Genomic DNA, 23826 nt, shown 5'->3' with positions numbered 1-23826 from the left:
GCGCGAACCACCGTTTTTCGACGATGCCACCTTCCGGCCCGTGCTACGATCAGGCCTCTCCCGGAGGCCGCCGTGTCGCGTCTGCCAACCGTACTCTCCTGCCTTGTCGCCCTGACGGCGGCCTGCGCGCCCTCCGCTTCCGGCCAGACGGTCTGGGTCTGGGATCCGCATCGCGGCTGGGTCCCGGCTCCGGCGATCGTCGCGCCGCCATCCGCCGGCGTTCCTCCCCAAGCCGGCCCGGTGCCGCCGCTCTCAGGCTCACCCGTTCCGCCCTTGGCCGGCGCGCCGCCCTCCGCCGTGCCGGCGTATCCTCCGGGACCACCCTTCGTGCCGCGGCGGCCAGAGGCGATCGCGCGCGATGCCTTCGGCCGCCCCATCGGCACCTTCGAGCGCACCCCGACCGGGCGGGTGATCGAACGAGACGCCTTCGGCCGTCCGGTCGCCACCTACGAGCCGCGCCCCGACGGCGGTTGGGTCGAGCGCGACGCGTTCGGCCGGCGCGTCGGCACGGCTGACCCGCAGCGGGGCGGCGGCTGGGTGACGCGTGATGTCTTCGGTCGCCCGACCGGCCGGGTCGACCCGCGCCCGGACGGCGGCTACATCGTGCGCGACCCGTTCGGCCGCCCGACCGCGACGATCGAGCCGCGCCGCCGCTGACGCGTCACGCCGCTCTCGCCGGGAGCCCGCCCAACTCCCAGCGCGGGCGGGGGGAGACGAACAGATCCTCACCCGGGTCGCCCACGCGGGCGCGTTCGATCGCCGCCCAGGCGACCATCACCGCATTGTCCGTGCAGAGGGCGGGCGGGGGGGCGACGAGGCGACGCCCCTCCTCGGCGGCCACTTCGGCCAAGGCGGCCCTGACGGTCGCGTTCGCCGCCACCCCGCCGGAGATGACGAGGGTGGCGCAGGCGGGCACCGTCCGCAGCGCCGCCCGCGCCCGATCCGCCAGCTGCTCCGCCACCGCCGCCTGGAAGGAGGCGGCGAGATCGGCCGCCTCGCGCTGCGAGACCTCGGCCCCGCGCGCCGCCAGCCGGGTCGCCACCGCCGTCTTCAGCCCGGAGAAGGAGAAGTCGCAGCCCGCGCGGCCGCGCATCGCCCGGGGAAGGGGAACCGCGCGAGGGTCGCCCTCGGCGGCGAGCCGCTCCAGCGCCGGTCCCCCCGGCCAACCGAGCCCCAGCATCTTCGCCACCTTGTCGAAGGCCTCGCCCGGCGCGTCGTCGAGCGTGCGGCCGAGCACGCGATGCGCGCCTGGGCCCTGCGTCTCGACCAGCAGGCAATGCCCGCCCGAGACGAGCAGGGTGAGGTAGGGAAAGTCGGGCGGAGGCTCGGCCACCCCGGGCAGGCGCGCGGAGAGCGCATGCGCCTCGAGGTGGTTCACCGCGTAGAACGGCAGGCTGCGGGCCAGCGCGAGGCCCTTGGCGAGATTGGCGCCGACGATCAGCCCGCCGATCAGCCCGGGCCCGGTGGTGGCGGCGACGGCGGTCGGGGCCGCCCCGGCCTCGGCCAACACTGCTTCGACCATGCCGGGCAGGCGGGCGAGATGGGCGCGCGCGGCGAGTTCGGGGACGACGCCGCCGAAGCGCGCATGCTCCGCCACCTGGCTCCACAGCGCCTGGGCGAGCACCCGGCCCGCCCCGTCGAGCACGGCGGCTGCCGTCTCGTCACAGGAGGTCTCGATGGCGAGCACCGCACCGGCGCGGTCGGGTTCCGTCACGGGGCTGTCATTCCCGCTCTTTCGCTTATCTTCGCAACATCGTAGGAAACGTCCGCCATGTCACGCCACCCGGGGGAACGCCCCGTCTCGCCCCACGCTCCACCTCCCCGGGGGCACGAGCGTCGCCCCCTGCCGCTCCGCGTCGGCACGCGCGGCTCGGCGCTGGCGCTGACCCAGACCCGGCTGTTCCTCGCCCGCCTCACCGGCTTCTGCCCCGTGCTGCGCGACGCCGAAGCCTTCGAGGAGCACCCGATCACCACCACCGGCGACCGGGTGACCGATCGCCGGCTTGCCGATGTCGGCGGCAAGGGGTTGTTCGCGAAGGAGATCCACGAGGCGCTGCTCGATGGCCGGATCGACTTCGCGGTCCATTCGCTGAAGGACCTGGAGACCGAACTCCCGCCCGGCATCGTGCTCGCCTGCTGCCTTGCGCGGGAGGACGCGCGCGACGCGCTGGTGCTTGCTCCCCACTGCGGGCCGGTGGATCTCGGCGATCCGCTCTCCGCCATCCCGCCGGGCGGCACCGTGGGCACCTCCTCCGTCCGCCGCGCCGCCCAGCTTTTGCACCGTCGGCCCGACCTCGTGGTCACCCTGCTGCGGGGCAATGTCGGCACCCGCCTCGCCCGCGTCAGTGCGGGGGAGATGGACGCCACCCTGCTCGCCTACGCTGGGCTGCGCCGGCTCGGGCTCGAGGGCGCGGCGGCGGCGGTGCTCGACCCCGAGGTGATGGTGCCGGCGGCCGGCCAGGGCATCGTCGGCATCACCGTGCGCGAGGACGACACCGAGCTGCGCGAGCTTCTCGCCGCCATCGAAGACCCCGAGGCGGCCGCCGTCAGCCGGGCCGAACGGGCCCTGCTCGCGGCGCTGGACGGCTCCTGCCGCACCCCGATCGGGGGACACGCGGAGATTCGCCCGGACGGCACGCTCCGCCTCGTGGGCTTGGTTGCGAGCGAGGACGGCACCTTCCTGCTCAAGCGCGCCATCGTCGGCGCGCCCGCGGATGCCGTGCGGCTCGGGCGGGAGTTGGGGCAGAGCCTGCGCCGCGACAGCCCGGCGGAGATCTTCGTGGGATAGTGGGACGGGGATGCGGGGGAAGGGCCGATCGGCCCTTCCCCCGCCCGCCCCCATCCCGCTTCACGCGACGGCGGCGCCGCCGACCTCGCGCCACAGCTTGGCGAGGATCGCCTCGGCGAAGGCGGCGTAATCCTCGGCGCGAAGGACGAAGGCGCCGGGCCCGACGATCAGCGCCTCGCGGTAGTAGTCCGCGAGGTCGGGCTCCTCGTTCACCACCGCGAGCCCGTTCACCGTCACCCACGCGAGTTCTGCCGCCGCCCGCGCCGTGGCCAGCGGCAGGCCGGCGTTGGCGCGGCCATCGCCCGAGACATCGACCACGCGCCGCGCCGCGGGCCAGGGGCAGCGTTCGAGCAGGGCAAGCGAGGCCGCAAGCCCCTCGCCGAGGGCAGTGGCACCGGCGGGGATCATGCGCGGGGTGGCGTCGATCGCCTCCGCGAAGGCGGCAGCGTCGGCGACCGAAGCGACCCGCCGCCACGGCACGGCGATCTCGCGCACCCCCGGCCCCGACCAGAACAGCATGGCCACCGCCGTCGCCCCCGCCGCGCCCGAGGCGAGACGCTGCGCCAGCGCCTGGTCGCGGAACGCCGCCGCGTAGCCCCCCATCATCAGCCCGAATTCGCCGAAATCGACGGAGGCCGAGACGTCGACGGCCAGCACGAGCGCGAGATCGACCGGCGTGCCAGCGGCATGAACGGACGTTGGCATGCGGCAAGGCTAGGTGATGGCGGGCCTGAAGGGGATTTCATTCCCCCGACGCGCGCATCAGGCTATGGTGAGAGGCGGGAGCGTCGTATCGGCAGGGTGTGGTTCGGTCTGTTCGGGCCGGGCATCGTGCGTCGCGAAGGGGGGCAGACGATCGTGGAGTTGTCCGAGCCGAAACCGCTCCCGGTTGCGGAATCGCGGGCGAGCGTCCTCGGCTCGCTCTCGCCCCATCCCCCCGGCAAACCACCCGTCGGCGGCAATGGGCGCCATGTCCCCGTCTCGGTGCTGATGACGGAACTGGCCGCCGCCTGGCCGAAGCCGCGCATCACCCTGGGCGAGATGATCCACGCCTTCGGCGCGCGCGGCTACGGCATCCTGATGATCCTGTTCGCCCTGCCGAACCTGTTGCCGATCTACATTCCCGGCTGGTCGCCGATCTTCGGCATCCCGCTCGCCATCGTCTGCCTGCAACTCGCCCTCGGCCTTCCTGAGCCGAAACTGCCGCGGTTCCTCACCGACCGCTCGATGCGGCGGGAGGATCTCGCGATGATCGTCGAGAAGTCCTCGCCCTGGATCCGGCGCATCGAACGCTACATTCGCCCTCGCCCCTCGGTGCTGACGGGATGGAAGGCCGATCGCATCGTCGGTGCCTATGGCGTGTTCCTCGCCTGCCTCGTGATCGTGCCGCTGCCCTTCACCAACGGCCCGCCGAGCCTGGCCGTGGCCATCATGGCGATGGGGCTTCTGGAGGAGGACAGCCGAGCCATCGTCGTCGGTGCCCTGGTCGGTCTGCTCGCCTCGGCCCTGACCTTCGCGATCATCGGCGGCTTGTTCTGGATGGTGGTGCAGGCGATCGGCTTCGTCCTGTAAGGCCGGCGAGACCGCCCTCTTCCGAATCCGTCAGGGACGATTTACGGTCATTCCGGTGCCGGTGGCCCGCAAGGGCTGAAACGGGAACGCGGTGGGGTGCGCGCGGCCGGGGTGACGGGCCGGGGCGCGCCGAAGCCGCGGCTGCCCCCGCAACCGTAGGCGGAGAGGCCGCGCGCCGGAATGCCACTGGGCGGGATGCCCGGGAAGGCGGGGCGCGGCGGCGGAGGGTTCGCCCTCCGCGCTCCGCGAGCCGGGAGACCGGCCGGCACCGGCCGCTTCGCTGCCGGGCGGGGTGAACCGGAGCGACGGTCGGGCATAAGCCCTCCGCACGCGGCGTGTTGGTCGTGGCCGTTCGCGGAGGGGGCGAGCGTGAAGCGTGATCTGCGTGCGCCGTGCCTTCGGTCTGGCGGCTTCGGCCGTCGATCGAGACCGAAGGAGAGACCGTGCGCACACGCTTGCTTGCCGCCGCGGCCGCCGCCGCGATCGCCTTCCCCGCGCTTGCCCAGACGGAAGCCCCCGGCCTCAGGCTCCTGCCCGAGACGGTGGTGACGGCGACCAGGGTGCCGACGCCGATCGAGCGCCTGCCCGCCGGTGTCACGGTGATCACGCGGCAGGCGATCGAGGAGCGCGGCTATCGCAGTCTCGTCGATGCGCTTTCGGCCGTGCCCGGGCTTCGCCCGGTGCAGCTGGGCCCGATCGGCCAGCAGACGAGCGTTTTCATGCGGGGCACGAACTCCAGCCACGTCCTCGTGCTGCGCGACGGCATGCCGATCAACGATCCCTCCGCCCCGGGGGGCTTGTTTGACTTCGGCAACGATCTGCTCGACGATGTCGAGCGCATCGAGGTGGTGCGCGGACCGATGTCCGGCCTCTACGGCTCGGGCGCGATCGGCGGCGTGGTGAACGTGATCACCCGCTCCGGCCGTGGGGCGGGTCGCGCCGTGAGCGCGCTCGGCGAGATCGCCGGCGGCACGCAATCGACCGCGGCCGCATCGGGCGTCCTCGCCGGGGAGTGGCGCGGGCTCGACTACGCAATCGTCGCGAGCGGCCTCACCACCCAGGGCTTCAACATCCAGCCCCCGCGCCTCGCCACCAACATCGGCGAGCGCGACGGGGCGCGCATCGGCACGCTCACGGCCAATCTCGGCGCCGCGCTCGGCGAGCGTTTCCGCCTCTTCGCCTTCGGCCGGCTGCGCGAGAGCAAGGCCGATCTCGACCAGGCGGGTCAGGACGACCCGAACTACACGGTGCGCAACCGCAGCGGCATGTGGCGGGCGGGCATCGCCGGCACGGTGATCCCCGGCTGGCTCGACACCGCCCTCGCCGTCGGCCAGTCGCGCGACAACCGTCAGTTTCGTGACCGTCCCGACCTCTTCCCCTTCTCCGGCAGCGACGACTCGCGCTACCTCGGCACCCGCACCGTCTGGCAATGGGACAATACGTTGCGTCTGCCGAACGGTGGCGCGGTGGACGATGCGGCGATCACCTTCGGCCTGCAGCGGATCGAGGACCGAACCGACGTGAAGGTGCGCTTCGACGGTCCCTTCGGCCCCTTCGCGCGGGACGTCGATCGCGGCACGCGCAACCATGCGGCCTATCTCGGCGCGCAGTTCCGCCTGTTCCGACGCCTCGACCTCACCGGCAACATCCGTCACGAGATGCCGCGTGACTTCGCCGACACCACGACTTGGCGTGTGGGCGGCGTCCTCGCCGTTCCCGAGGCAGCCCTGTCGCTGCACGCCGCCTACGGGACGTCGTTCCGTGCTCCCACGCTGTTCGACCTGTTCGGCGTGGGCAGCTTCGGCTTCCGCGGCAACCCGAACCTGAGGCCGGAGAAGGGACGCGGCGGCGAGGTGGGCGCGGCGGTCGATCTCGCCGCCGTCATGCCGCATCCGGGCCGCTTCTCCGTCACCTATTTCCGGCAGAACATCCGCGACCTGATCGCGGATGATGCGTTCTTCACCACCCGCATCAATGTCGGTCGGGCCGAGATCGACGGCGTCGAGACGGCCTTCGACCTCTCTCCGGCCGACTGGCTCGACCTGCGCGCCACCTACACGTGGACGGTGGCGCAGGACGGGAACACCGGGCTGCAGCTGCAAAGGCGCCCCCGCCATCAGGGCAGCGTGGGCGCGACCCTGCGCGCCAATCCGCGGTTCAGTCTCTCGACCGACGTGCTCCTGTTCGGCCCGGCGGCCGACATCCTCTACCGCGACAGCGGCGCCTTCGCCGGACGGGGCTTCAACCAGGGCGGCACTCTGGTGAACGTCTCCGCGCGCTGGCAGGTGACGGAGGTGCTCGAATGGTTCGCGGTCGGGCGCAACATCACCGGCAGCCGCTACGAACCGGCGAACGCCTACGTCGTTCCGGGAGCCTGGGCGCTGACGGGCCTGCGCGCCCGCTGGTGAGGCGTCACGCCGCGAGCTCGCACCAGACGGGGGTGTGGTCGGAGGGGCTGTCCTTGCCGCGCAAGGAACGATCCACCCCCGAAGCGACCAGCCTCTCCGCCGCCCGTGGCGAAAGAAGCAGGTGGTCGATGCGCAAGCCGCGGTCCTGCGCCCACGCGCCACCCTGGTAGTCCCAGTAGGTGTAGCCCGGCTCCTCGGCGTGCAGGGCGCGGAAGGCGTCCGTCCAGCCCTGCCACAGCACGGCGTGCCAGGCGGCGCGGCTCTCCGGCTGACAGAGCGCATCGCCCGCCATCGCTTCTGCATCCGCCACGTCGCGCGCGGTCGGGCAGACGTTCCAGTCGCCGCCCAGCACGATCGGGCGCTCGGTGTCGAACAGCGCTTCGGCATGGGCGGCGAAGCGGCGCATCCAAGCGAGCTTGTAGGCGAACTTGTCGGTGCCCACCGGGTTGCCGTTCGGCGCGTAGAGCGAGACGACGATGAGGTCGTCGATCTCGGCTTCGAGGTAGCGCGCCTGGTCGTCCGTCCCGTCGCCCGGCAGGATGCGCGCCCGCTCCACCGCCTTCTCGCGCGAGAGGATCGCCACGCCGTTGAACCCCTTCTGCCCGACGATGAGCGCGTGGTAGCCCGCTTCACGCACCTCCAGGGCCGGAAACGCGTCTTCGGTCGCCTTGAGCTCCTGCAGGAGGAGGACGTCGGGTGCGTTCGCATCCCGCAACAGGTCCAGGAGGTGCGCAGCACGCGCCCGCACGCCGTTGAGATTCCAGCTCGCGATGCGCATCCGGTCCGCCATGGTCGCGCTCTCCCTCGTCTCCCTCTCCGATCAGTCGCGCAGCCGGAACGTGATCGGCACGGCGACCCGATCCTCCACCGCCACGCCGTTCCGGCGGGCGGGAACGAAGCGCCACTGCCGCACGGCTTCCATCGCCGCCTCGTCGAGCACGCCGTAGCCGGAGGAGCGTGCGATGTCGATCGCGATCGGGCGGCCATCTGGCGAGACGGTGACGGCGAGCAGCACCGTGCCCTGCCAGCGGTTGCGCCGGGCTTCCCAGGGATAGGTCGGATCTTGCCTCGTGCCGATGCTCGCGGGCAGCAGCGTGCCGCCATCGCCAAGCGCCGGCATGCTTCGCTCCACGGCGTCGCCGGTGCCGGCCGGACCGGCGGCAGGGGCGGGCAGCGGTGTCGGGCTCGCCCCAGGTCGCGCCAGGGCGCGCGGCGCCGACGGCAGCGGTGGCGGCAGCGGCAGCGCGGCGGGCGAAGGTGGTGCCGGTTCGGTGTCGGCGTCCACCGGCGGCGTGTCCTCCGTCACCGCCGGGGCATCCGCTTCGGTCGCAAGTGGGGGCGCGTCGTCATTCGCTCCGTTCGGCGACGATGGTCCTCCGACCACGCCGGCGGCGTCGGTCCAGACGAGGGCGAAACCAGGCGCCGCGTCGTGATCCATCGGTCGTCCGCCGGACGGCCCCTGCCACAACGCCGCCAGAACCGCGGCATGGATGGCGGCGGAGGCGGCGAAGCCAGCGGCGAAGGCTCGGCTCATGCCGGCAGTACCGCGTGATCCGCCCCGAAGCGCACGCCGAACACGCGACCCGCGGTCGCGTCGTTCAGCACGGCGGCGGCGGGGCCCTCGGCGACGAGGCGTCCTTGCGTGAGAAGAACGAACCGGTCGGCGAAGCGGGCGGCGAGCGTCAGATCATGCAGCACGACGACGACCGCGCGTGCTTCCTCTTCCGCCACCGTTCTGAAGAGGCGCATCACCGCAAAGCCCGCTGCCGGGTCGAGATCGGCGGTGGGCTCGTCAAGCAGCAGCACGCGCGGTTCTCCGGCGAGCACGCGCGCGATCATCACCCTCTTCGCCTCGCCGCCGGAGATCCGATCAATGCGCGCCCCCGCCAGCGAGGCGAGCCCGAGACGCGCGAGCGCCCGGTCGATCGGAGCCTGAGCCCGATCGCCGTGCGGGAGGCGGCCCAAGGAGACGACCTCGCGCACCGTCATGCCCCAGGCGGCACGCGCGCCTTGTGCGAGCCAGCCGATCCGTTTCGCCCGCGCCTGAGGGGGCAACCCCTCCAGCGGTTCGCCGTCCAGCAGCACGCGCCCGCGATCGGGCCGAACGAGGCCCGCGAGCCCGCGCAGCAGGGTGGACTTGCCGGCGCCGTTCGGGCCGATCAGCGCCACGACCTCGCCGATCCGCGCCCGGAAGGACACGCGATCGACGACCGGCCGGCCCGACCTGACGAGCGTGAGTTGCTCCGCCGCGATCATCCGACGCGCGCCTCGCGCAGGGCGACCGCGAGCAGCACAGGCGCGCCGAGCAGCGCCGTCAGCACGCCGAGGCGCAGCTCCTGCTGCAGCGGAACGAGCCGAACCGCGAGATCGGCCGCGAGCACGAGGGACGACCCGGCGAGGGCGGAAGGGAGGAGAAGCGCGCTCGGCCTCTCGCCGACCCTGCCGCGCAGGAGGTTCGGCACGATCAGACCGACGAAACCCACCCCACCTGCGACCGCCGCCGCCCCGCCGACGGCGAGCGCCGAGCCGAGGGCGGCGCGCGCCATGGTGGGGCCGATCGCGACGCCGAGCGAGGCGGCGGTCTCCTCGCCGAGCGCGAGCGCATCGAGCCTCTCGCCGAGCGACAGCAGCAGCAACAGCCCGGCGACGACGGCGGGCGAGGCGAGCCACACCTCGTGCCAGGAACGATCCGCGAGCGAACCGAGCAGCCAGATGGTGATCTCAGCGAGCGCAAAGGGGTTGGGAGCGAAGGAGAGCGCCATGGTGACGAGGGCGGAGGTGATCGCCGCCACGCCGATGCCGGCGAGGATCAGCGCAGCCCCGGTGCCGGCATGCGCCGCGACGGCAAGCACGGCGGCGGCGGCAACGAGCGCGCCGACAAGCCCGCCAAATGGCAGGGCGAGCGGGAACGCGGTCGCAAGCCCCCAGTAGAAGGCGAGCACGGCGCCGAGCGAGGCGCCGCCGGTCACACCAAGGAGGCCCGGATCGGCGAGGCGGTTGCGCAACAACCCCTGCAGTACCGCACCCGACAGCGCCAGCGCGGCGCCGACCAGGGCGGCGAGCACGGTGCGCGGCGCGCGCACCTGCCACAGGATGAGGGGATCGATGACGAAGCCGAATCCCGCCGCGCCGACGGCGAGCGAGAGGAGCGCGAGCGCGAGCGCGAGCGTACCCGCGGCGAGCGAAAGGATCATTGCGCGGCCAAAACCTCGACCGCGCGCAGGGTCTCGGGCCCGCCGCAGGCGAGCCAGGCGGCGGGAAGGGCGAGGCGGGGAATGCGCGCCAGGGCCGGGTGGTCGAGCAGCGCCTCCGACAGGGAGGGCGCGGCCGAGGCCGACAGCGTGACCAGGAGGTCGGGCGGGACGGCAAGTAATCGCTCCAGCGGCACGGTGCCGTAACCGGCGAAAGGGGCGGCGTTGCGCAGACCGGCCGCACGCAGCACCCAGTCGGCGAGGGTGGCTTCGCCGGCGGTGAAGCCGCGCGCCTCCCAGATCAACACGCGCCGATGTCGTTCCCCACGGCGAACCGTCGCGAGCCGCGCCTCCATCGCCGCGACCAGCGCCTCGCCGCGCGCGACTTCCCCGACCGCCTCGGCCACAGCGCGGGTCTGGGCGATGATGTCGTCGAAATCCCCCGCCAAGCCGAGACGAACGACGCGCACGCCGCGCGCTTCGAGCGCCGCGACGACCCGCGCGCCACCCCACGCGCCGGCAATGGCCAGATCGGGACGAAGCGGCAGGATCTCCTCGAGCACGGGCCGGGCCGTCGGCAGCCCGCGCGCAGCCTCGGCGGCGGCCGAGAGCGAGGGATCGGCGGCGAGCGGCGAAAGGGCCGCGATGCGCGCGCGATCGGCCAGCGCGAGCACGAACTGATCGGCGCAGAGGTTGAGCGAGACCACGCGCGACGGTTTCGCCTCCGCGCCCGTCATGCCGACCAGGAAGGCGAGCAGGAGCCTACAGGACGACCACACCGCGATGCTTCGCCTTGTGCGGCGGCTCGACATGGATGGTGATGACGGCCGGATCGAGTTCCGCCTTCAGGGCATCCTCGATCCGGTCGCAGATCTCGTGCGCTTCGCCGACGGCCATCGTCTCCGGCACCACCAGGTGGAATTCGATGAAGGTGAAGCGCCCTGCGCGCCTCGTCCGCAGATCATGCGCCTCGATCGCGCCGTCGGCATTGGTGGAGATCAAGGCCTTGATGCGATCGAGCGAGTCGGGCGCGAGAGCCTCGTCCATCAGCCCGCCCACGCTTTCGCGCATGAGGCGCCAGCCCGACCACAGCACGTTCGCCGCCGTCGCCGCGGCCAGCGCGGGGTCGAGCCAGAGGATGCCGGTGAGCGCGACGAGCGCGACGCCGACGATCACGCCGAGCGAGGTGACGACGTCGGCGACCAGGTGCTTGCCGTCGGCGACCAGGGCGGGAGAGCCGAGCCGTCGGCCGCGCCGGATGAGATGCCAGGCCCAGGTGCCGTTGATCGCCGTGGCGGCGGCCGTGACCGAAAGACCGAGCGGGGCCTGTTCGATCATGCGCGGGACGGTGAGGGCCTCCCAGGCTTCCTTCAGGATGGAGGCGGCGGCGATGACGATCAGCACGCCGGTGAACACCGCCGAGAAGTATTCGGCCTTGGCGTGTCCGTAGGGATGGTTCTGGTCGGCCGGACGCGAGGCGTAGAGGACGGCCGCGAGCGCCACCGCCGAGGCGGCGACGTTGACCACGCTCTCCAGCGCATCCGCGTAGAGCGCGACCGAGCCCGTGATCCACCATGCCGCGGCCTTGAGGCCGAGCACCACGACGGCGACGGCGAGCGAAGCCACGGCGAGGGACTGGGCGCGCTTCATCGCGGCGGCTTATAGCAGGGGGCGGAGGCCGGCGCAGCCGCGCCCGCGGTCGGCGGAACCATGCCACCACCGACCGTGCCGCCGGCCGCTGCGGCTCGCCTCCGGTCAGACCGAGAAGTACTTCGCGCGCGGGTGCAGGATGACGAGGGCCGAGGTGCTCTGCTCCGGATGGAGCTGCCACTCGTCGGAGAGGCTGACCCCGATCCGTTCCGCGCCCAACAGACGAAGCAGCGGCTCCTGGTCCTCGAGCCGCGGGCAGGCCGGGTAGCCGAAGGAGTAGCGGCTGCCGCGATAGCCCTGCTGCAGCATCCTCTCGATGTCGCGGTCGTCCTCGGCGGCGTAGCCGCATTCGGCGCGGATCCGCTTGTGCACGTACTCGGCCATCGCTTCGGCGAGTTCGACCGAGAGCCCGTGCAGGTAGAGGTAGTCCTGGTAGCGGTTGGCCTCGAACCAGGCGCGAGCGACATCGGAGGCCTTCTGGCCGACGGTGACCACCTGCAGGGCAATGACGTCGCGCGCCTCGGGCCCGTCCTCGATGTCGCGCACGAAATCGGCGATGCACTCGCCGTCCTCCTTCGCCTGCCGCGGCAGGGTGAAGCGGACGAGTTCGGTGATGCCGTCCTCGTCGAACAGGACGAGGTCGTTGCCTTCGCCGGCCGCCTTCCAGTAGCCGTAGATCGCCTGCGGCTTGAGGATCGCCTCATCCTCGCAGAGTTTCAGCATCCGCTTGAGCACGGGGCGCAGTTCCTGTTTCGCCCAGCCGAGGAAGTCCTCGAGCCGGCGGCCCTGTTTGCGGAACCCCCACTGGAACTGGTAGAGGGAGCGTTCGTTCAGGAACGGAACGATCGCCTTGGTCGGCGCCTCGACGAGGCGCGGGCCCCAGAAGGGTGGCGTGGGCGGGGTGTGCTCGCGGGCGAGACGACGCCGCCGCGCCCGCACCGTGGCGCGGTCGGGCGGGGCCCAGGCCGCCTCCACCGCCTCGCCGAGCTTGCGGCGCCGGTTGGTCGGCTTGCCGCGGCGCTTCGCTTGCACGGCGGCGAGATAGTCGTCGAAGGTGCCGCCCACCACCTTGTCCATCAGATGCAGGCCGTCGAAGGCATCCCGCGCATAGGCCACGCGTCCGCAGGCATAGGCCGCAACACAGTCCTGCTCGACGAAGTTCCGCGTCAACGCCGCCCCGCCGAGCAGGACCGGGATGTCGACGCCAAGCCGCGACATCTCCTCGAGGTTCTCGCGCATCACCACGGTGGATTTGACGAGCAGCCCGCTCATGCCGATGGCGTGGGCGTTGTTCTCGTTCGCCGCCTTCAGCATGTCGGAGAGCGGCACCTTGATGCCGAGATTGATCACCCGATAGCCGTTGTTGGTGAGGATGATGTCGACCAGGTTCTTGCCGATGTCGTGCACGTCGCCCTTGACGGTGGCGAGCACCACCGTGCCCTTGGCCTGGCCTTCGACGCGTTCCATGAAAGGTTCGAGGTAGGCGACGGCGGCCTTCATCGTCTCGGCCGATTGCAGCACGAAGGGGAGCTGCATCTTGCCTGCGCCGAACAGCTCGCCCACCGTCTTCATCCCGTCGAGCAGAATGTCGTTGATGATGGCGAGGGGCGCGTGGCCCTTCGCCATCGCCTCCGCGAGATCGGCCTCCAGCCCCTTGCGGTCGCCGTCGACGATGCGCTCCTTCAGCCGTTCCTCCACCGTCTCGGCGCGCTTGCGCCCGCCAGCGTCGGCGGCCTTGCGGTCGGCGAACAGTTCGAGCATGCGCGCGAGCGGGTCGTAGCCCTCGCGACGACGGTCGTAGATCAGGTCCTCGGCGACCCTCACCTCCTCCTCGGGGATCTGGTGCAGCGGCTTGATCTTGGAGACGTGGACGATCGCCCCCGTCATGCCGGCACGCACGGCGTGATCGAGGAACACGGAATTGAGCACGTGGCGGGCGGCCGGGTTGAGGCCGAAGGAGATGTTGGAGAGGCCGAGGATGATCTGGATATCGGGGAACTCCTCGCGGATCAGGCGAATGCCCTCCAGCGTCTCCAGCCCCAACTTGCGGTCGTCCTCGTTGCCGGTGGCGATGGTGAAGGTGAGCGGGTCGATCATGAGGTCGGAGGGCGGAAGGCCGTGCCTGCCGCAGGCGAAATCGACCAGGCGGCGTGCGATGCGCAGCTTGTCTGCCGCGGTCTTCGCCATCCCGCCCTCGTCGATGGTGAGCGCGATCACCGCCGCCCCGAAGCGTCGGGCGAGGATCATGCGGTCGTTCGCCGCGCGCTCGCCCTCCTCGAAGTTGATCGAGTTGATGATCGGCTTGCCGCCGTGCAGCTTGAGAGCGGCCTCGATCACGTTCGTCTCGGTGGAGTCGATGACGAGCGGGGCGTTGACCGAGGAGGTGAAGCGGCGCACCACCTCGCACATCTCGGCGAGTTCGTCGCGGCCGACGAAGGCGGTGCAGACGTCGAGCGCGTGCGAGCCTTCCGCCACCTGCTCGCGCCCCATGGCCACACAGCCGTCCCAGTCGTTCGCCGCCTGCAGTTCGCGCCACTTCTTCGACCCGTTGGCGTTGCAGCGTTCGCCGATGGCGAAGATGGCGTTCTCCTGCCGCAACGGCACCGCCGTGTAGAGCGAGGCGACGGAAGGGATCCACACCGCCTGGCGGGGCACGGGAGCGGGGCGGCGGGCGGCCCCGGCGCGGCGGCGCAGCATGGCGTCGAGGGCGGCGATATGGCGATCGTTGGTGCCGCAGCAGCCGCCGATCAGGTTGACCCCGTCCTCCTCGATGAAGCGTTCGAGCCAGACGGTGAGCTCCTCCGGGGTCAGCGGATAGTGGGTCTTGCCATCGACCAGTTCGGGCAGGCCGGCGTTCGGCTGGACGGAAAGAAGGCCCGGCCAGTGGCGGGAGAGCCAGCGGATGTGCTCGGCCATCTCCTGCGGGCCCGTCGCGCAGTTGAGGCCGATCAGCGGCACATCCAGCGCGTGCACGACCGTGGCGGCGGCGGCGATGTCGGGGCCGACGAGCAGGGTACCTGTCGTTTCGACCGTGACCTGGACGAGGATGGGCAGGTCGGGCCGGCTCGCGCGGCTGCGCGCGATCTTCGCCCCATTCACCGCAGCCTTGATCTGCAGCGTGTCCTGGCAGGTCTCGATCAGGATGCCATCCACACCGCCGGCGATCAGCCCTTCCGCCTGCACGGTGAGCGCCGCCTCCAGCGTGTCGTAGTCGACATTGCCCAAGGTGGGCAGTTTCGTTCCGGGACCGATCGAGCCGAGCACCCAGCGGTCGCGCCCATCGGTGAACTCCTCGGCCGCTTCGCGCGCGATCTCGCCCGCCCGCTTGTTGAGCGCAAAGGCTTCCGCCTCGAGCCCGAACTCGGCGAGCGTGATCGGCGAGGCGCCGAAGGTGTTCGTTTCCACCATGTCGGCACCGGCGGCGAAGTAGGAACGGTGGATGTCGCGCACGATGTCGGGGCGCGAGAGGAGCAGCACCTCGGTGCAGTTTTCCTTGCCGAGGAAGTCACGCTCGACGTCGAGGTTCATGGCCTGCACGCGGGCACCGAAGCCGCCGTCGCACAGCAGGACGCGGTCCTTCAGCACATCGAGAAGGTGAGGGCGGGACATGGCGTGGGCCTCAGGCGTGTGCGTCGGCGTGCTGCACGTGTTGGGCGGCGAGGGTGGGCTTGCGCGCGACCACGATCAGGGCGGGCAGTGCGCTCGGCACGGTGATGGCCGGCTCCGGGTCAAGACCAGCTTCGCGCAGCCAGGCGTCGAGGCGGGCGGGCGCGAAGCCCGGCCAGCGATGGGCGAGGCGACGCAACAGCGCGTCGTCGCCGTGCGGGGCGAGGTCGATCAGCGCAAGGGTGCCGCCGGGAGCCAGCACGCGACCCGCTTCGGCGATCACCGCCGCCGGATCGTCGACGTGGTGCAGCAGCATGGAGAGCGTGACGGTGTCGAAACTGCCATCCGCGAAGGGCAGGCGGGTGGCGTCGGCCTGGCGCAGCGCGACGCGGCCAAGGCCAGCCGCGCCGAGCCTCGCCCGGGCGGCGGCCAGCATGTCACGGGAGAGATCGATGCCGGTGGCAGCTTCGGCACGCGGCGCCAGCAGTTCGAGGAGGCGGCCCGAGCCGGTGCCGAGATCGAGCAGGCGGCCGAGCCCGCGGGCGGGCAGGGCGGCGACCAGTTTGGCCTCGATGACGTCGGCCGGCAGGCCGAGCGCGCGGAGTTCGTCCCAGGCGGCGGGGTTGGCGCGAAAGGTTTCCGAGGCGGCGCGCGCGCGGGCCGCGCGCAGGCTGGCGGCGCGGCGACGGTCGGCACTCAGCAGGGGGGCGTCCTGCGGCAGGTGGGCGAGCGCGGTGCGGGCGAGGGCGGCGGCGGGGCCCGCGGTCGCGAGGCGGACGATGAGGTGCGGACCTTCGCGGCTGCGCTCGACCACGCCCGCTTCGCCGAGGAGCTTGAGGTGACGGGAGAGGCCCGGCTGGGAGGTGCCGAGGATGTCGACAAGGTCGGACAAGGTCCATTCGCCGTCGGCGGCGAGGGCGGCGAGGCGGAGCCGCGTGGGCTCGGCGAGGGCGCGCAGGGCGGCGAGAACGTCGTCCATGGGTTGTTGATGACATAAACATATGTTTATGTCGAGCGCCATGGTGGGAAAAATCCCGGTGACCTTTGCCGCCTCCGCGCCCCGGCCGGTGAGCGCCGGAACGGCGGTCGTCGTCGCGGCGGACGCGATCGCGCCTCGCGGCAACCCGCTGGTGCGCCGGCTCGCGTCCTCGCGGCACGGTGCGGCGTGCGCCTGCTGCCGCCCGCGCGCAGCCCTCGCCGAGGCGCTGCACCGGCTTTTTCTCGATCGGGCGCGCGGCGCGGTGCCCTGGTTCGACCGCGTCGAACTCCGGCTCGCGCCGGATACGGAGACGCTGGCGGCGTTTGACGACCCGCTGGTCGCCGCTCGCTTCAGCCTGGATTCGCCGCGCCCCGACGACGGGCAGGCCCCTGCGGAAGGCGGCTTGCGCGGCACGCGCTGATCGGTATAGACGCGCATTGTGTCGCCGCAGCGACCTGAAGCGGGCGTAGCTCAGGGGTAGAGCACAACCTTGCCAAGGTTGGGGTCGAGGGTTCGAATCCCTTCGCCCGCTCCAGTTGCAGGACCTTGCTCACAGGTCTTCCATGTAGGACCGCGACGTCAGCCACCGCGGTTCGCGACGGCAGGGAACGGATGACGGTAGCCGTCGCTTACCCGGCGACCGCGACGGGCGATCCAACCGCTTGCGCACCCCTTCTTCCCCTGCGCCACACGCGGTGAGGACGACCTCGACAGCCGGCAGCCGACGCGTGTACAACGCGGGTGCGGTTCGCGCTCCGCGTGTTGGAGCCCCACCTCCTTGGATGTCGGACGCATAGCTTCCAAGCCGACCTTTGACCCGCCGTCGACCGAAGGCGCGACCGCACGGAGTTTGGAGACCAGGCCTCGTCGTCTGATCGCTCTCCTCTGGGCGGGGGCCGTCACGGTCGCGACGAGCATCCTCCTCAGCGCCTGGTACTTCGTCTCGCTCGAGCGCGCCCGGACCGAAGCCGCGGTGGGCGAAACCCTGCTCCGCCTCACCGCCACCCTCGCCGCCAATGCGGAAAGCGTGCTCGCCGAGGCGGAGCGCCGGCTGGTCCAGGCCTCAGCCGCCCTCGCCTGGATGGTGCCGGAGCACGCGGCGATCGTCGGCGTGCGCCGTGCCCCGGGCGAGGGTGTGGCGGAGAGCGAAGAACCGGCCGTCGTGGTGTTCGTCGCCAGCGATGGCCAGGGCATGGCGCCGATCCCTGTCCTCGGCCAGTCGTTCTCCGATCGTAGCGAAGTCGCCATGGCGCTGAAGGCGGAGCCTGGCGAGGTCACGTGGGGGCCGGTTCGTTACAGCGAACGACTGGGCACCTACATGCTGCCGCTGAGCCAGCGACTTGCCCCCAACCCGCACGACGCCGCAGTCGCTGTCTCCGCCGTGCCGCTGCCCCTGCTGCTCGGCGTTCTCGCCTCCGCGCAGCTGCCGCTCAACGGTGCCGTCGCGCTGATGTACGAGGACGGCAGCTTCATCGCGCGCCTGCCCTTCGACCCCCGCATCCTCGGCCGGCGCTTTTCCGGACCTGCCGTGCAAGGGTTCCAGCGCGCCGACCTCGGTGTGGTCGCCGGCCCGGTGCAGACGGACGGCGCCGACCGGATTATCGCCTTCCATCGAGTCGGCAGCCGCCCGGTCTTCGCCCTGGTCGCTACCGGGCGCGAGGAGCTGTTGGGTCTCGGCCGAACCAGGGAGCTGCTCGTCTTCGCCTTCGCCGGGGTCCTTGCGGGCGGACTCCTGTTCGGCGCGGCGGCGACCTCCCGGCAGTTCCGGCGCGACTCCCAGCGCCTCGTCGAGATCCGTCGCGCGCGGGAGGAGGCGGAACGCGTCGCCGCCACGCTGCGCGAGATGGGGGCGGCGATCGCGGTGACCGACGGCGAAGGCCGGCTATCTTGGGCCAACCGGGCCTTCTTCGGCCTGACTGGGCTGCGCGACGACGACTTCGGGGGCCGGGCCATCTTCACGCTGCTCGTCGATCACGAGGCTCAGCCTGAGCCACAGCCTCATACCCGACTCCGCGCTGCGATCCGGGACGCCCAGCCCTGCGATGAGGTGCTCCAGTTGCGCAAGATGGACGGCGCTCCGTTCTGGGCGCGCTGTGTTGGGGCGCCCTTGTCGGCGCGCCTCGAGACGCACGAGCGCTACGTCCTCGTGCTTGCCGATGTGACGGAGGAAATGCGCGCCCGCGAGGCGGCGGTGCGGGCGGAGCGGCTCTCCGCCCTCGGCCGGCTCGCCGGGTCGGTCGCCCACGACACCAACAACCTGTTGGCGATCGTGGCACTGCACCTCGAGGTGCTCGCCGAGACGCCGCTGTCGCGCGAGCAGCGGGAGCTCGTCGATGCCGCCCTGGGTGCCGCCCAGAGGGGGGCCGACCTCACCCGCCCACTGCTCGCCTTCGCGCAGCGCAGCATCGACGCGCCTCGCACGATCGACCTCACGGCGACGCTAGAGAAGCTCGTGCCCCTGCTCGTGAAAGCAATGCCGAACCGGATCGCGCTGGTGACGGAACTCGGCAGTCTCGGCCGCGGCCGTGCCGATGAGGGCGGGCTGGAGAGTGCGGTGACCAACCTCGTCCTCAATGCCCGTGATGCGATCGGCGACCAGAGGGACGGCCGGATCGTGCTCTCCTGCCGCCGCGTCTCCCTCGACGGGCCGGCGGCGCGGCGGCTGGGCCTCGTCCCCGGGCCCTATGCGGCGCTGGTGGTGGAGGACGACGGTCCCGGGATGCCGCCCGAAGTGCTCGAGCACGTGCTTGAGCCGTTCTTCACCACCAAGGGCGATCGCGGCAGCGGGCTCGGCCTGCCGTCGGCTTATGGCTTTGCCCGCCAATCGGGCGGCACGCTGGAGATCGAGAGCACGCCGGGCGCGGGCACACGGGTGACGATCTACCTTCCGCTGGTCGACGGCACGGAGCCCGCCGCGCCGAACGGCACCGCGGTCGGCACGGACGCTTCGCTGTCGCTCCGCGACCGCACGGTGCTGGTGGTGGAGGACGACCCTCAGGCCCTGCTCGGCCTGCAACGACTTCTCGAGGCTCAGGGGGCGCAGGTCTTCGGCGCCCTGGACGAGGACCAGGCTTTGGCCCGGGTGGCGGTCTCCTCGCCGGACCTCCTGGTGCTCGACATCAAGTTGGGGCACGGAGCGAACGGCCTCGATCTTGCCCGCAGGATCCGGCGATCCCTGCCGAAGGTTCCAATCGTGTTCGTCACCGGCGACCCCGGTCTCGATTTCGAGGCCAGGATCGCCGCCCTAGACATGGTGACGGTGGTGCAGAAGCCGTTCCGACGCGACACGCTGCTTGCCGCGATGGCCGCGGTGATGCGACAGGGAACGGTCGTGGCACGCGACGTTGAGACGGAACCCCTCTGCGAGGCGCGACGATAGCGCCGGACCGTCGATGCGCGAGGTCGCGGTCGGCTCGGCTGCACCGTTCCGCTCCTTGCGGATCGTATCCCACAGCCGTCGCGGGATCGTCGCTTTCGGGTCGGCGGCGTCGCAGCGGCGTTCGGGGGTGTCGCGGGGCCCTTGACCGCTCACCGATAGAACACGGTCGGCAGATAGAGCACGAACCCCGGCCAGTAGGTGACGATCAGGAGCGCAGCGAACAGCGGCACCAGGAACGGCGCGATCGCGCGCGTGACGAACTCGAAGCTGCGCCCCGAAATGCGCGCCAGGATGTAGATCACCATGCCCACCGGCGGGGTCAGCAGCCCGATGACCAGGTTCAGCGTCATGATGATACCGAAATGGACGGGATCGACGCCGACCTTCGTCACCAGCGGCAGCAGCACGGGCACCAGGATGGTGATGGCGGCGATGGTCTCGAGGAAGCAGCCGACGACCAGCAGGAGCGCGTTGACGACCAGGAGGACGAGCACGCGGTCGCTGGTGACTGCAAGCACCGCCTCGGCGATCTCCTCGCTCACCCGCGTGGTGGTGATCAGCCAGCCGAAGATGGAGGCACCCGCAACGATCAGGAGCACGACCGCGGTGGTTTCGATCGTCTCCATCGAGACACGCACGAGGCGGTTCCATCCGAGCGTGCGATAGGCGACGAGACCAAGGAACAACGCGTAGACGGTGGCGGCGATGGCGGCCTCGGTCGGCGTGAACAGGCCGGACTTCATGCCGCCGATCAGGATCACCGGCGTGAGCAGGGGGAGCGTGCCGCGCCAGGCCGCGCGCGCGAGCCTGCCCAAGCGGAAGGCCGCGTCGCGCGGGAAATGATTCAGCCGTGCGACCACCGCAACCCAAGCGAACAGCACGAGCGCAATCAGGAGCCCGGGCAGGATACCGGCGGCGAAGAGCTGGCCCACGGACGCGTTTGCCATCACGCCGTAGATGACCAGAGGCAACGAGGGCGGAATGATCGGGCCGATGACGGTGGAGGCCGCGGTGATGCCGATCGAGAACTTGTCGGGATAGCCGTTGTCGCGCATCGCCTTGATTTCGATCGTGCCGAGGCCGCCGGCATCGGCCACTGCGGTGCCGGACATGCCGGCGAAGATGATCGAGGCGAAGACGTTGACGTGACCGAGGCCCCCACGCGCCCAGCCGACCGCGGCGAGCGCGAAGTTGAAGATGCGGTCGGTGATGCCGGCGCTGTTCATCAGGTTGCCGGCCATGATGAAAAACGGCACGGCAAGAAGAGGGAAACTGTCGATGCCGTTCACCATGCGATGCACGACGACGAGCAGCGGCAGATCCCCGGTCAGCGCGACGTAGAGGAGAGACGCACCGCCGAGCGCCACCGCCACGGGAAGCCCGATCAGCAGGCCACCTAGGAAGGTGCCAAAGAGAAGGGCCGTCATGTGCGGGCGGACAGCGAAGGATCGATGGCCTCCGGCTGCGGCGCACGGAATGCCGCGACCGCATGCCAAGCGAACCGCACCGTGGTGAGTGCGAGACCGAACGTGGCGACGTAATAAACGATGCCGAGCGGCACATTGATCACCACCATCGGTTGGTACCACATCGCCTGTGCGATCTCGAAGCACAACCAAGCGGCGATGGCGAAGAAGGCGGTCGCGACGAGATCAAGACAGAAGCGAAACCAGCGCCGGGCGGCTGGCGGCAAGGCGAAGGCAAGGATCTCGAGCGCGATGTGGCTGCCCTTGCGCGCCGCCATCGCCGCGCCGACGAAGGTGGTACCGATCAACAGGTAGCGTGCGATCTCCTCGGTCCAGGCGATCGAGTCGTTCAGCACGTAGCGGGTGAAGAACTGCAGGAAGACGACCGCGGCGAGCACCCAGAAGATCGCGAAGGCCAGCCAGTCTTCGATTCGCCAGTCGCCCGGCGGTTCGTGCCGTTCGCGCTCCTCCTGCTCGTGCAGCAAGGTCTCGTAGCCGGCCTCCGCCGCAAGCGTATCCCCCGCGTCTGTCGTCATGCCCTTTTCCTCGTCGCCACCCGGCCTAGACTGCACTCTCCGGAAGCGTCATGCCCAGGATGGAGCCTCTCTCGTGCCGAGGATCGTGCGCGTCGAGATCGGTCTGATCGACCTTCGCCCGCGCGTGGCGCGCAGCGATGCGATCCAGGCCTTCACGGTGCAGGAAACGCCCTTCGTGCGCCTGTGCGATGCGGAGGGTGCGGAGGGCACGGGCTACAGCTACACCATCGGCACGGGTGGCAGTTCGGTCATCGCGCTGCTGCGCGACCATCTCGCGCCGCGGCTGATCGGTCGCGAGGCGGAGGCGATCGAGGCGATTTGGCAAGACCTGTTCTGGCACACCCACGCCCTGTCCGTCGGTCCGCTGACCGCGCTCGCCCTCGCTGCCATCGACGTCGCGCTGTGGGACCTGCGCGGGCGCCGGCTTGGTCTTTCGCTGGCGCGCCTCGCCGGGGGGGCGAAGGACTCGATCCGCGTCTACGATACCGAGAGCGGGTGGCTGCATCTCGAAACCGGCGCTCTGGTGGACGCGTGCAGCGCCGCCGCGGCGCGCGGCTTTCGCGGTGTGAAGGTGAAGGTCGGCAAACCCGGCTTGCGCGAGGATCTCGCCCGCCTCGAAGCCGTGCGGCGTGCACTTGGTCCCGACGTCGAGCTGATGACCGACGCCAACCAGGGCTTCAACGTGGCGGAGGCGATCCGTCGCGCCGGCGCCTTCGAGGCGGCGGGGCTTGATCTTGCCTGGTACGAGGAGCCGCTGCCGGCCGAGGACGTCGAGGGCCACGCGCGCCTTGCCGCGGCGACCACGATCCCGATCGCGGTCGGCGAAAGCCTCTACCACCCAGCGCAGTTCCGCGACTACCTCGCCCGCGGCGCCTGCCGCATCGTGCAGGTCGATGTCGCGCGCATCGGCGGCATCACGCCGTGGCTCAAGGTCGCGCACATGGCGGAGGCGTTCAACGTCGCGGTCTGCCCGCACTACCTGATGGAGCTGCACCTGCCGCTCTGCTGCGCGGTGCCGAACAGCGCCTGGCTCGAGCACATTCCGCAGCTCGACGACGTGACGGAAAGCCGGATCGAGATTTCGCACGGCACGGCATCCGCGCCCGACCGGCCGGGGCACGGCATCATCTGGGATCAGCGCGCCATCGAACGCCATCAGCGCTTCTCGCCGATCGTCGTGACGTGAGGGGCGGCGAGCAAGGCCGCCGCCCCAGGGCCGGAGGCTACCTCAGTTCGTCCGCGCGCCGAGCGCCTGCAGGCGGTCGTATTGTTCGCGCGTCCAGCCAGCACCCGCCTGCGGGTCGTTGTGCAGCGGCAGGGCGGCGGCGCGGAAGGCGGCACGATCGGGGCGAATGACGGTCTTCCCCTGCTGTTCGAACCAGGCCGGCAACGTTTCTTCCGCGATGCGAATGGCGTAGGTCGCGCGATTGGCCGCTTCCCGCCACACCTCCTCGAACACGGCGCGATCCGCCGCCGAGAGGCGTCGCCACAAGTTGCCCGAGGCGATCGTCAGCAGCGACTCGGTGATATGCCCGGTCAGGATGATGTGGCTCTGCACCTCGTAGAACTTCTTGGCCTGGATGGTGGGCAGGGGATTCTCCTGTCCGTCCACCGTGCCGTTCTGCAGGGCGAGATACACTTCCGCGAACGCAATGGGCGTGGCGTTGGCACCGACGGAGCGAGCGAACATGAGGTACAGCGGGGCCTGCGGGACGCGCAGCTTCATCCCGCGCATGTCCTCGGGGCGGTGGATCGGCCGGTTCGCGGTGACGTGGCGCGCGCCGTAGTACGTCATCGCGAGCACCTTGTGGCCGGTTGCGCGATCGTAGCCGGCCATCAATTCCTTCAGCAGGTCGCTGTCGCGGTAGGCGAGCCAGTGGTCGAAGTCGCGGAAGACGTAAGGCGCGTTGCTGATGGCGATGGGGCGAAAGCGGCTGCCGGCGAAGGCGGTGCCGGTGTAGATCATGTCGATCGTGCCGAGGGTGAGTCCCTCATTGATCGCCGGCTCGTTGCCGAGTGCCGAGGCGGGAAACACCTCGATTCGCCAACGATTGTTCGTCCGCTTCGCGATCTCCTCCGCTGCCCAGAGCGCCTCCGTGTGATAGGGTTCGCTCACCTCGTACACATGCGCGAAGCGGAGCCGGGTTTGGGCATCGGCCGGCAACGCGCCGGCCAAGGTCGCAGCGGCGACGACGGACGCGAGCAGCGAACGGAACATGACGTGACCCTCCCTGTCTTGCCGGTTTGCCCG

Annotated in this window: 20 protein-coding genes, 1 tRNA gene and 1 riboswitch; of the genes, 8 read left to right on the top strand and 13 right to left on the bottom strand. The window is 71.0% G+C overall.

Annotation, left to right across the window (positions count from 1 at the left end; translation table 11 throughout):
* Positions 1-72 precede the first annotated feature (72 nt).
* The gene (locus DWB05_RS07175) at positions 73-657 is read left to right on the top strand and encodes a hypothetical protein (protein ID WP_114376410.1); all 585 of its coding nucleotides are present in this window, start codon (positions 73-75) and stop codon (positions 655-657) included.
* 4 nt (positions 658-661) lie between these two features.
* Here the strand turns inward: DWB05_RS07175 and tsaD are convergent, their stop codons facing one another.
* Positions 662-1714 carry a tRNA (adenosine(37)-N6)-threonylcarbamoyltransferase complex transferase subunit TsaD gene (gene tsaD, locus DWB05_RS07170; protein ID WP_232818428.1) on the bottom strand — a complete coding sequence of 351 codons (1053 nt, stop codon included), beginning with the start codon at positions 1712-1714 and terminating at the stop codon, positions 662-664.
* A gap of 57 nt (positions 1715-1771) precedes the next feature.
* On the opposite strand from tsaD, the gene hemC reads away from it, so the two are divergent.
* Positions 1772-2788 carry a hydroxymethylbilane synthase gene (hemC, locus tag DWB05_RS07165; RefSeq protein WP_114376407.1) on the top strand — a complete coding sequence of 339 codons (1017 nt, stop codon included), beginning with the start codon at positions 1772-1774 and terminating at the stop codon, positions 2786-2788.
* 60 nt (positions 2789-2848) lie between these two features.
* Here the strand turns inward: hemC and DWB05_RS07160 are convergent, their stop codons facing one another.
* Positions 2849-3493 (bottom strand): DUF1194 domain-containing protein, encoded by a 645-nt coding sequence (locus tag DWB05_RS07160; RefSeq protein WP_114376404.1) that lies wholly within the window; start codon positions 3491-3493, stop codon positions 2849-2851.
* Between the two features lie 153 nt (positions 3494-3646).
* On the opposite strand from DWB05_RS07160, the gene DWB05_RS07155 reads away from it, so the two are divergent.
* Positions 3647-4360: an exopolysaccharide biosynthesis protein gene (locus DWB05_RS07155; RefSeq protein WP_157967121.1), complete on the top strand. Its 714-nt coding sequence runs from the start codon at positions 3647-3649 to the stop codon at positions 4358-4360.
* Positions 4361-4402: 42 nt separating this feature from the next.
* A riboswitch (cobalamin riboswitch) is annotated at positions 4403-4641 on the top strand.
* A 162-nt stretch (positions 4642-4803) separates the two neighbouring features.
* Positions 4804-6768 carry a TonB-dependent receptor plug domain-containing protein gene (locus DWB05_RS07150; RefSeq protein ID WP_198669074.1) on the top strand — a complete coding sequence of 655 codons (1965 nt, stop codon included), beginning with the start codon at positions 4804-4806 and terminating at the stop codon, positions 6766-6768.
* A gap of 4 nt (positions 6769-6772) precedes the next feature.
* Here DWB05_RS07150 and xth read toward each other — a convergent pair whose 3' ends face one another.
* The 8 genes from xth to DWB05_RS07110 form a co-directional block, all read right to left on the bottom strand.
* The gene (gene xth, locus DWB05_RS07145; protein ID WP_232818427.1) at positions 6773-7558 is read right to left on the bottom strand and encodes an exodeoxyribonuclease III; all 786 of its coding nucleotides are present in this window, start codon (positions 7556-7558) and stop codon (positions 6773-6775) included.
* Positions 7559-7588: 30 nt separating this feature from the next.
* Complete coding sequence (locus DWB05_RS07140) at positions 7589-8302, bottom strand: energy transducer TonB (RefSeq protein WP_114376397.1); 714 nt, start codon at positions 8300-8302, stop codon at positions 7589-7591.
* The gene (locus DWB05_RS07135) at positions 8299-9024 is read right to left on the bottom strand and encodes an ABC transporter ATP-binding protein (protein ID WP_114376395.1); all 726 of its coding nucleotides are present in this window, start codon (positions 9022-9024) and stop codon (positions 8299-8301) included. The genes DWB05_RS07140 and DWB05_RS07135 overlap by 4 nt, the downstream gene beginning before the upstream one ends.
* On the bottom strand, positions 9021-9962 hold the full coding sequence (locus DWB05_RS07130; protein ID WP_114376393.1) for a FecCD family ABC transporter permease: 942 nt from the start codon (positions 9960-9962) through the stop codon (positions 9021-9023). Before DWB05_RS07130 ends, DWB05_RS07135 begins: the two co-directional genes overlap by 4 nt.
* Positions 9959-10738 carry an ABC transporter substrate-binding protein gene (locus DWB05_RS07125; protein ID WP_157967120.1) on the bottom strand — a complete coding sequence of 260 codons (780 nt, stop codon included), beginning with the start codon at positions 10736-10738 and terminating at the stop codon, positions 9959-9961. Before DWB05_RS07125 ends, DWB05_RS07130 begins: the two co-directional genes overlap by 4 nt.
* Positions 10722-11609: a cation diffusion facilitator family transporter gene (locus DWB05_RS07120; RefSeq protein ID WP_114376388.1), complete on the bottom strand. Its 888-nt coding sequence runs from the start codon at positions 11607-11609 to the stop codon at positions 10722-10724. The genes DWB05_RS07125 and DWB05_RS07120 overlap by 17 nt, the downstream gene beginning before the upstream one ends.
* 105 nt (positions 11610-11714) lie before the next feature.
* Positions 11715-15218, bottom strand: coding sequence for a methionine synthase (gene metH / locus DWB05_RS07115; RefSeq protein ID WP_114376385.1), 3504 nt, complete (start codon positions 15216-15218; stop codon positions 11715-11717).
* A 10-nt stretch (positions 15219-15228) separates the two neighbouring features.
* Positions 15229-16194 (bottom strand): ArsR/SmtB family transcription factor, encoded by a 966-nt coding sequence (locus tag DWB05_RS07110; protein WP_114376383.1) that lies wholly within the window; start codon positions 16192-16194, stop codon positions 15229-15231.
* Positions 16195-16282: 88 nt separating this feature from the next.
* Between DWB05_RS07110 and DWB05_RS07105 the strand changes: the two genes are divergently transcribed.
* The 3 genes from DWB05_RS07105 to DWB05_RS07095 all read left to right on the top strand — a co-directional run bounded on the left by DWB05_RS07105 (position 16283) and on the right by DWB05_RS07095 (position 19573).
* Positions 16283-16615, top strand: coding sequence for a hypothetical protein (locus DWB05_RS07105; RefSeq protein ID WP_157967119.1), 333 nt, complete (start codon positions 16283-16285; stop codon positions 16613-16615).
* A gap of 39 nt (positions 16616-16654) precedes the next feature.
* Positions 16655-16729 (top strand) — tRNA-Gly (locus DWB05_RS07100).
* A 315-nt stretch (positions 16730-17044) separates the two neighbouring features.
* Positions 17045-19573: an ATP-binding protein gene (locus DWB05_RS07095; protein WP_114376379.1), complete on the top strand. Its 2529-nt coding sequence runs from the start codon at positions 17045-17047 to the stop codon at positions 19571-19573.
* Positions 19574-19722: 149 nt separating this feature from the next.
* On the opposite strand, the gene DWB05_RS07090 is transcribed toward DWB05_RS07095, so the two are convergent.
* Together DWB05_RS07090 and DWB05_RS07085 are read right to left on the bottom strand one after the other, a co-directional pair.
* Positions 19723-21000, bottom strand: coding sequence for a TRAP transporter large permease (locus tag DWB05_RS07090; RefSeq protein ID WP_114376377.1), 1278 nt, complete (start codon positions 20998-21000; stop codon positions 19723-19725).
* Positions 20997-21575 (bottom strand): TRAP transporter small permease, encoded by a 579-nt coding sequence (locus DWB05_RS07085; protein ID WP_114376374.1) that lies wholly within the window; start codon positions 21573-21575, stop codon positions 20997-20999. Before DWB05_RS07085 ends, DWB05_RS07090 begins: the two co-directional genes overlap by 4 nt.
* Before the next feature lie 73 nt (positions 21576-21648).
* Here DWB05_RS07085 and DWB05_RS07080 point away from each other — a divergent pair, with 73 nt between their 5' ends.
* On the top strand, positions 21649-22761 hold the full coding sequence (locus DWB05_RS07080; protein WP_114376372.1) for a mandelate racemase/muconate lactonizing enzyme family protein: 1113 nt from the start codon (positions 21649-21651) through the stop codon (positions 22759-22761).
* A gap of 42 nt (positions 22762-22803) precedes the next feature.
* On the opposite strand, the gene DWB05_RS07075 is transcribed toward DWB05_RS07080, so the two are convergent.
* The gene (locus DWB05_RS07075) at positions 22804-23793 is read right to left on the bottom strand and encodes a sialic acid TRAP transporter substrate-binding protein SiaP (RefSeq protein WP_114376370.1); all 990 of its coding nucleotides are present in this window, start codon (positions 23791-23793) and stop codon (positions 22804-22806) included.
* Positions 23794-23826 lie beyond the last annotated feature (33 nt).

Origin of the sequence: Elioraea thermophila (ex Habib et al. 2022) (assembly GCF_003336755.1) — a bacterium.
Lineage (GTDB): Bacteria > Pseudomonadota > Alphaproteobacteria > Acetobacterales > Acetobacteraceae > Elioraea > Elioraea thermophila.
This window is presented reverse-complemented; position numbering and strand designations above follow the sequence as displayed.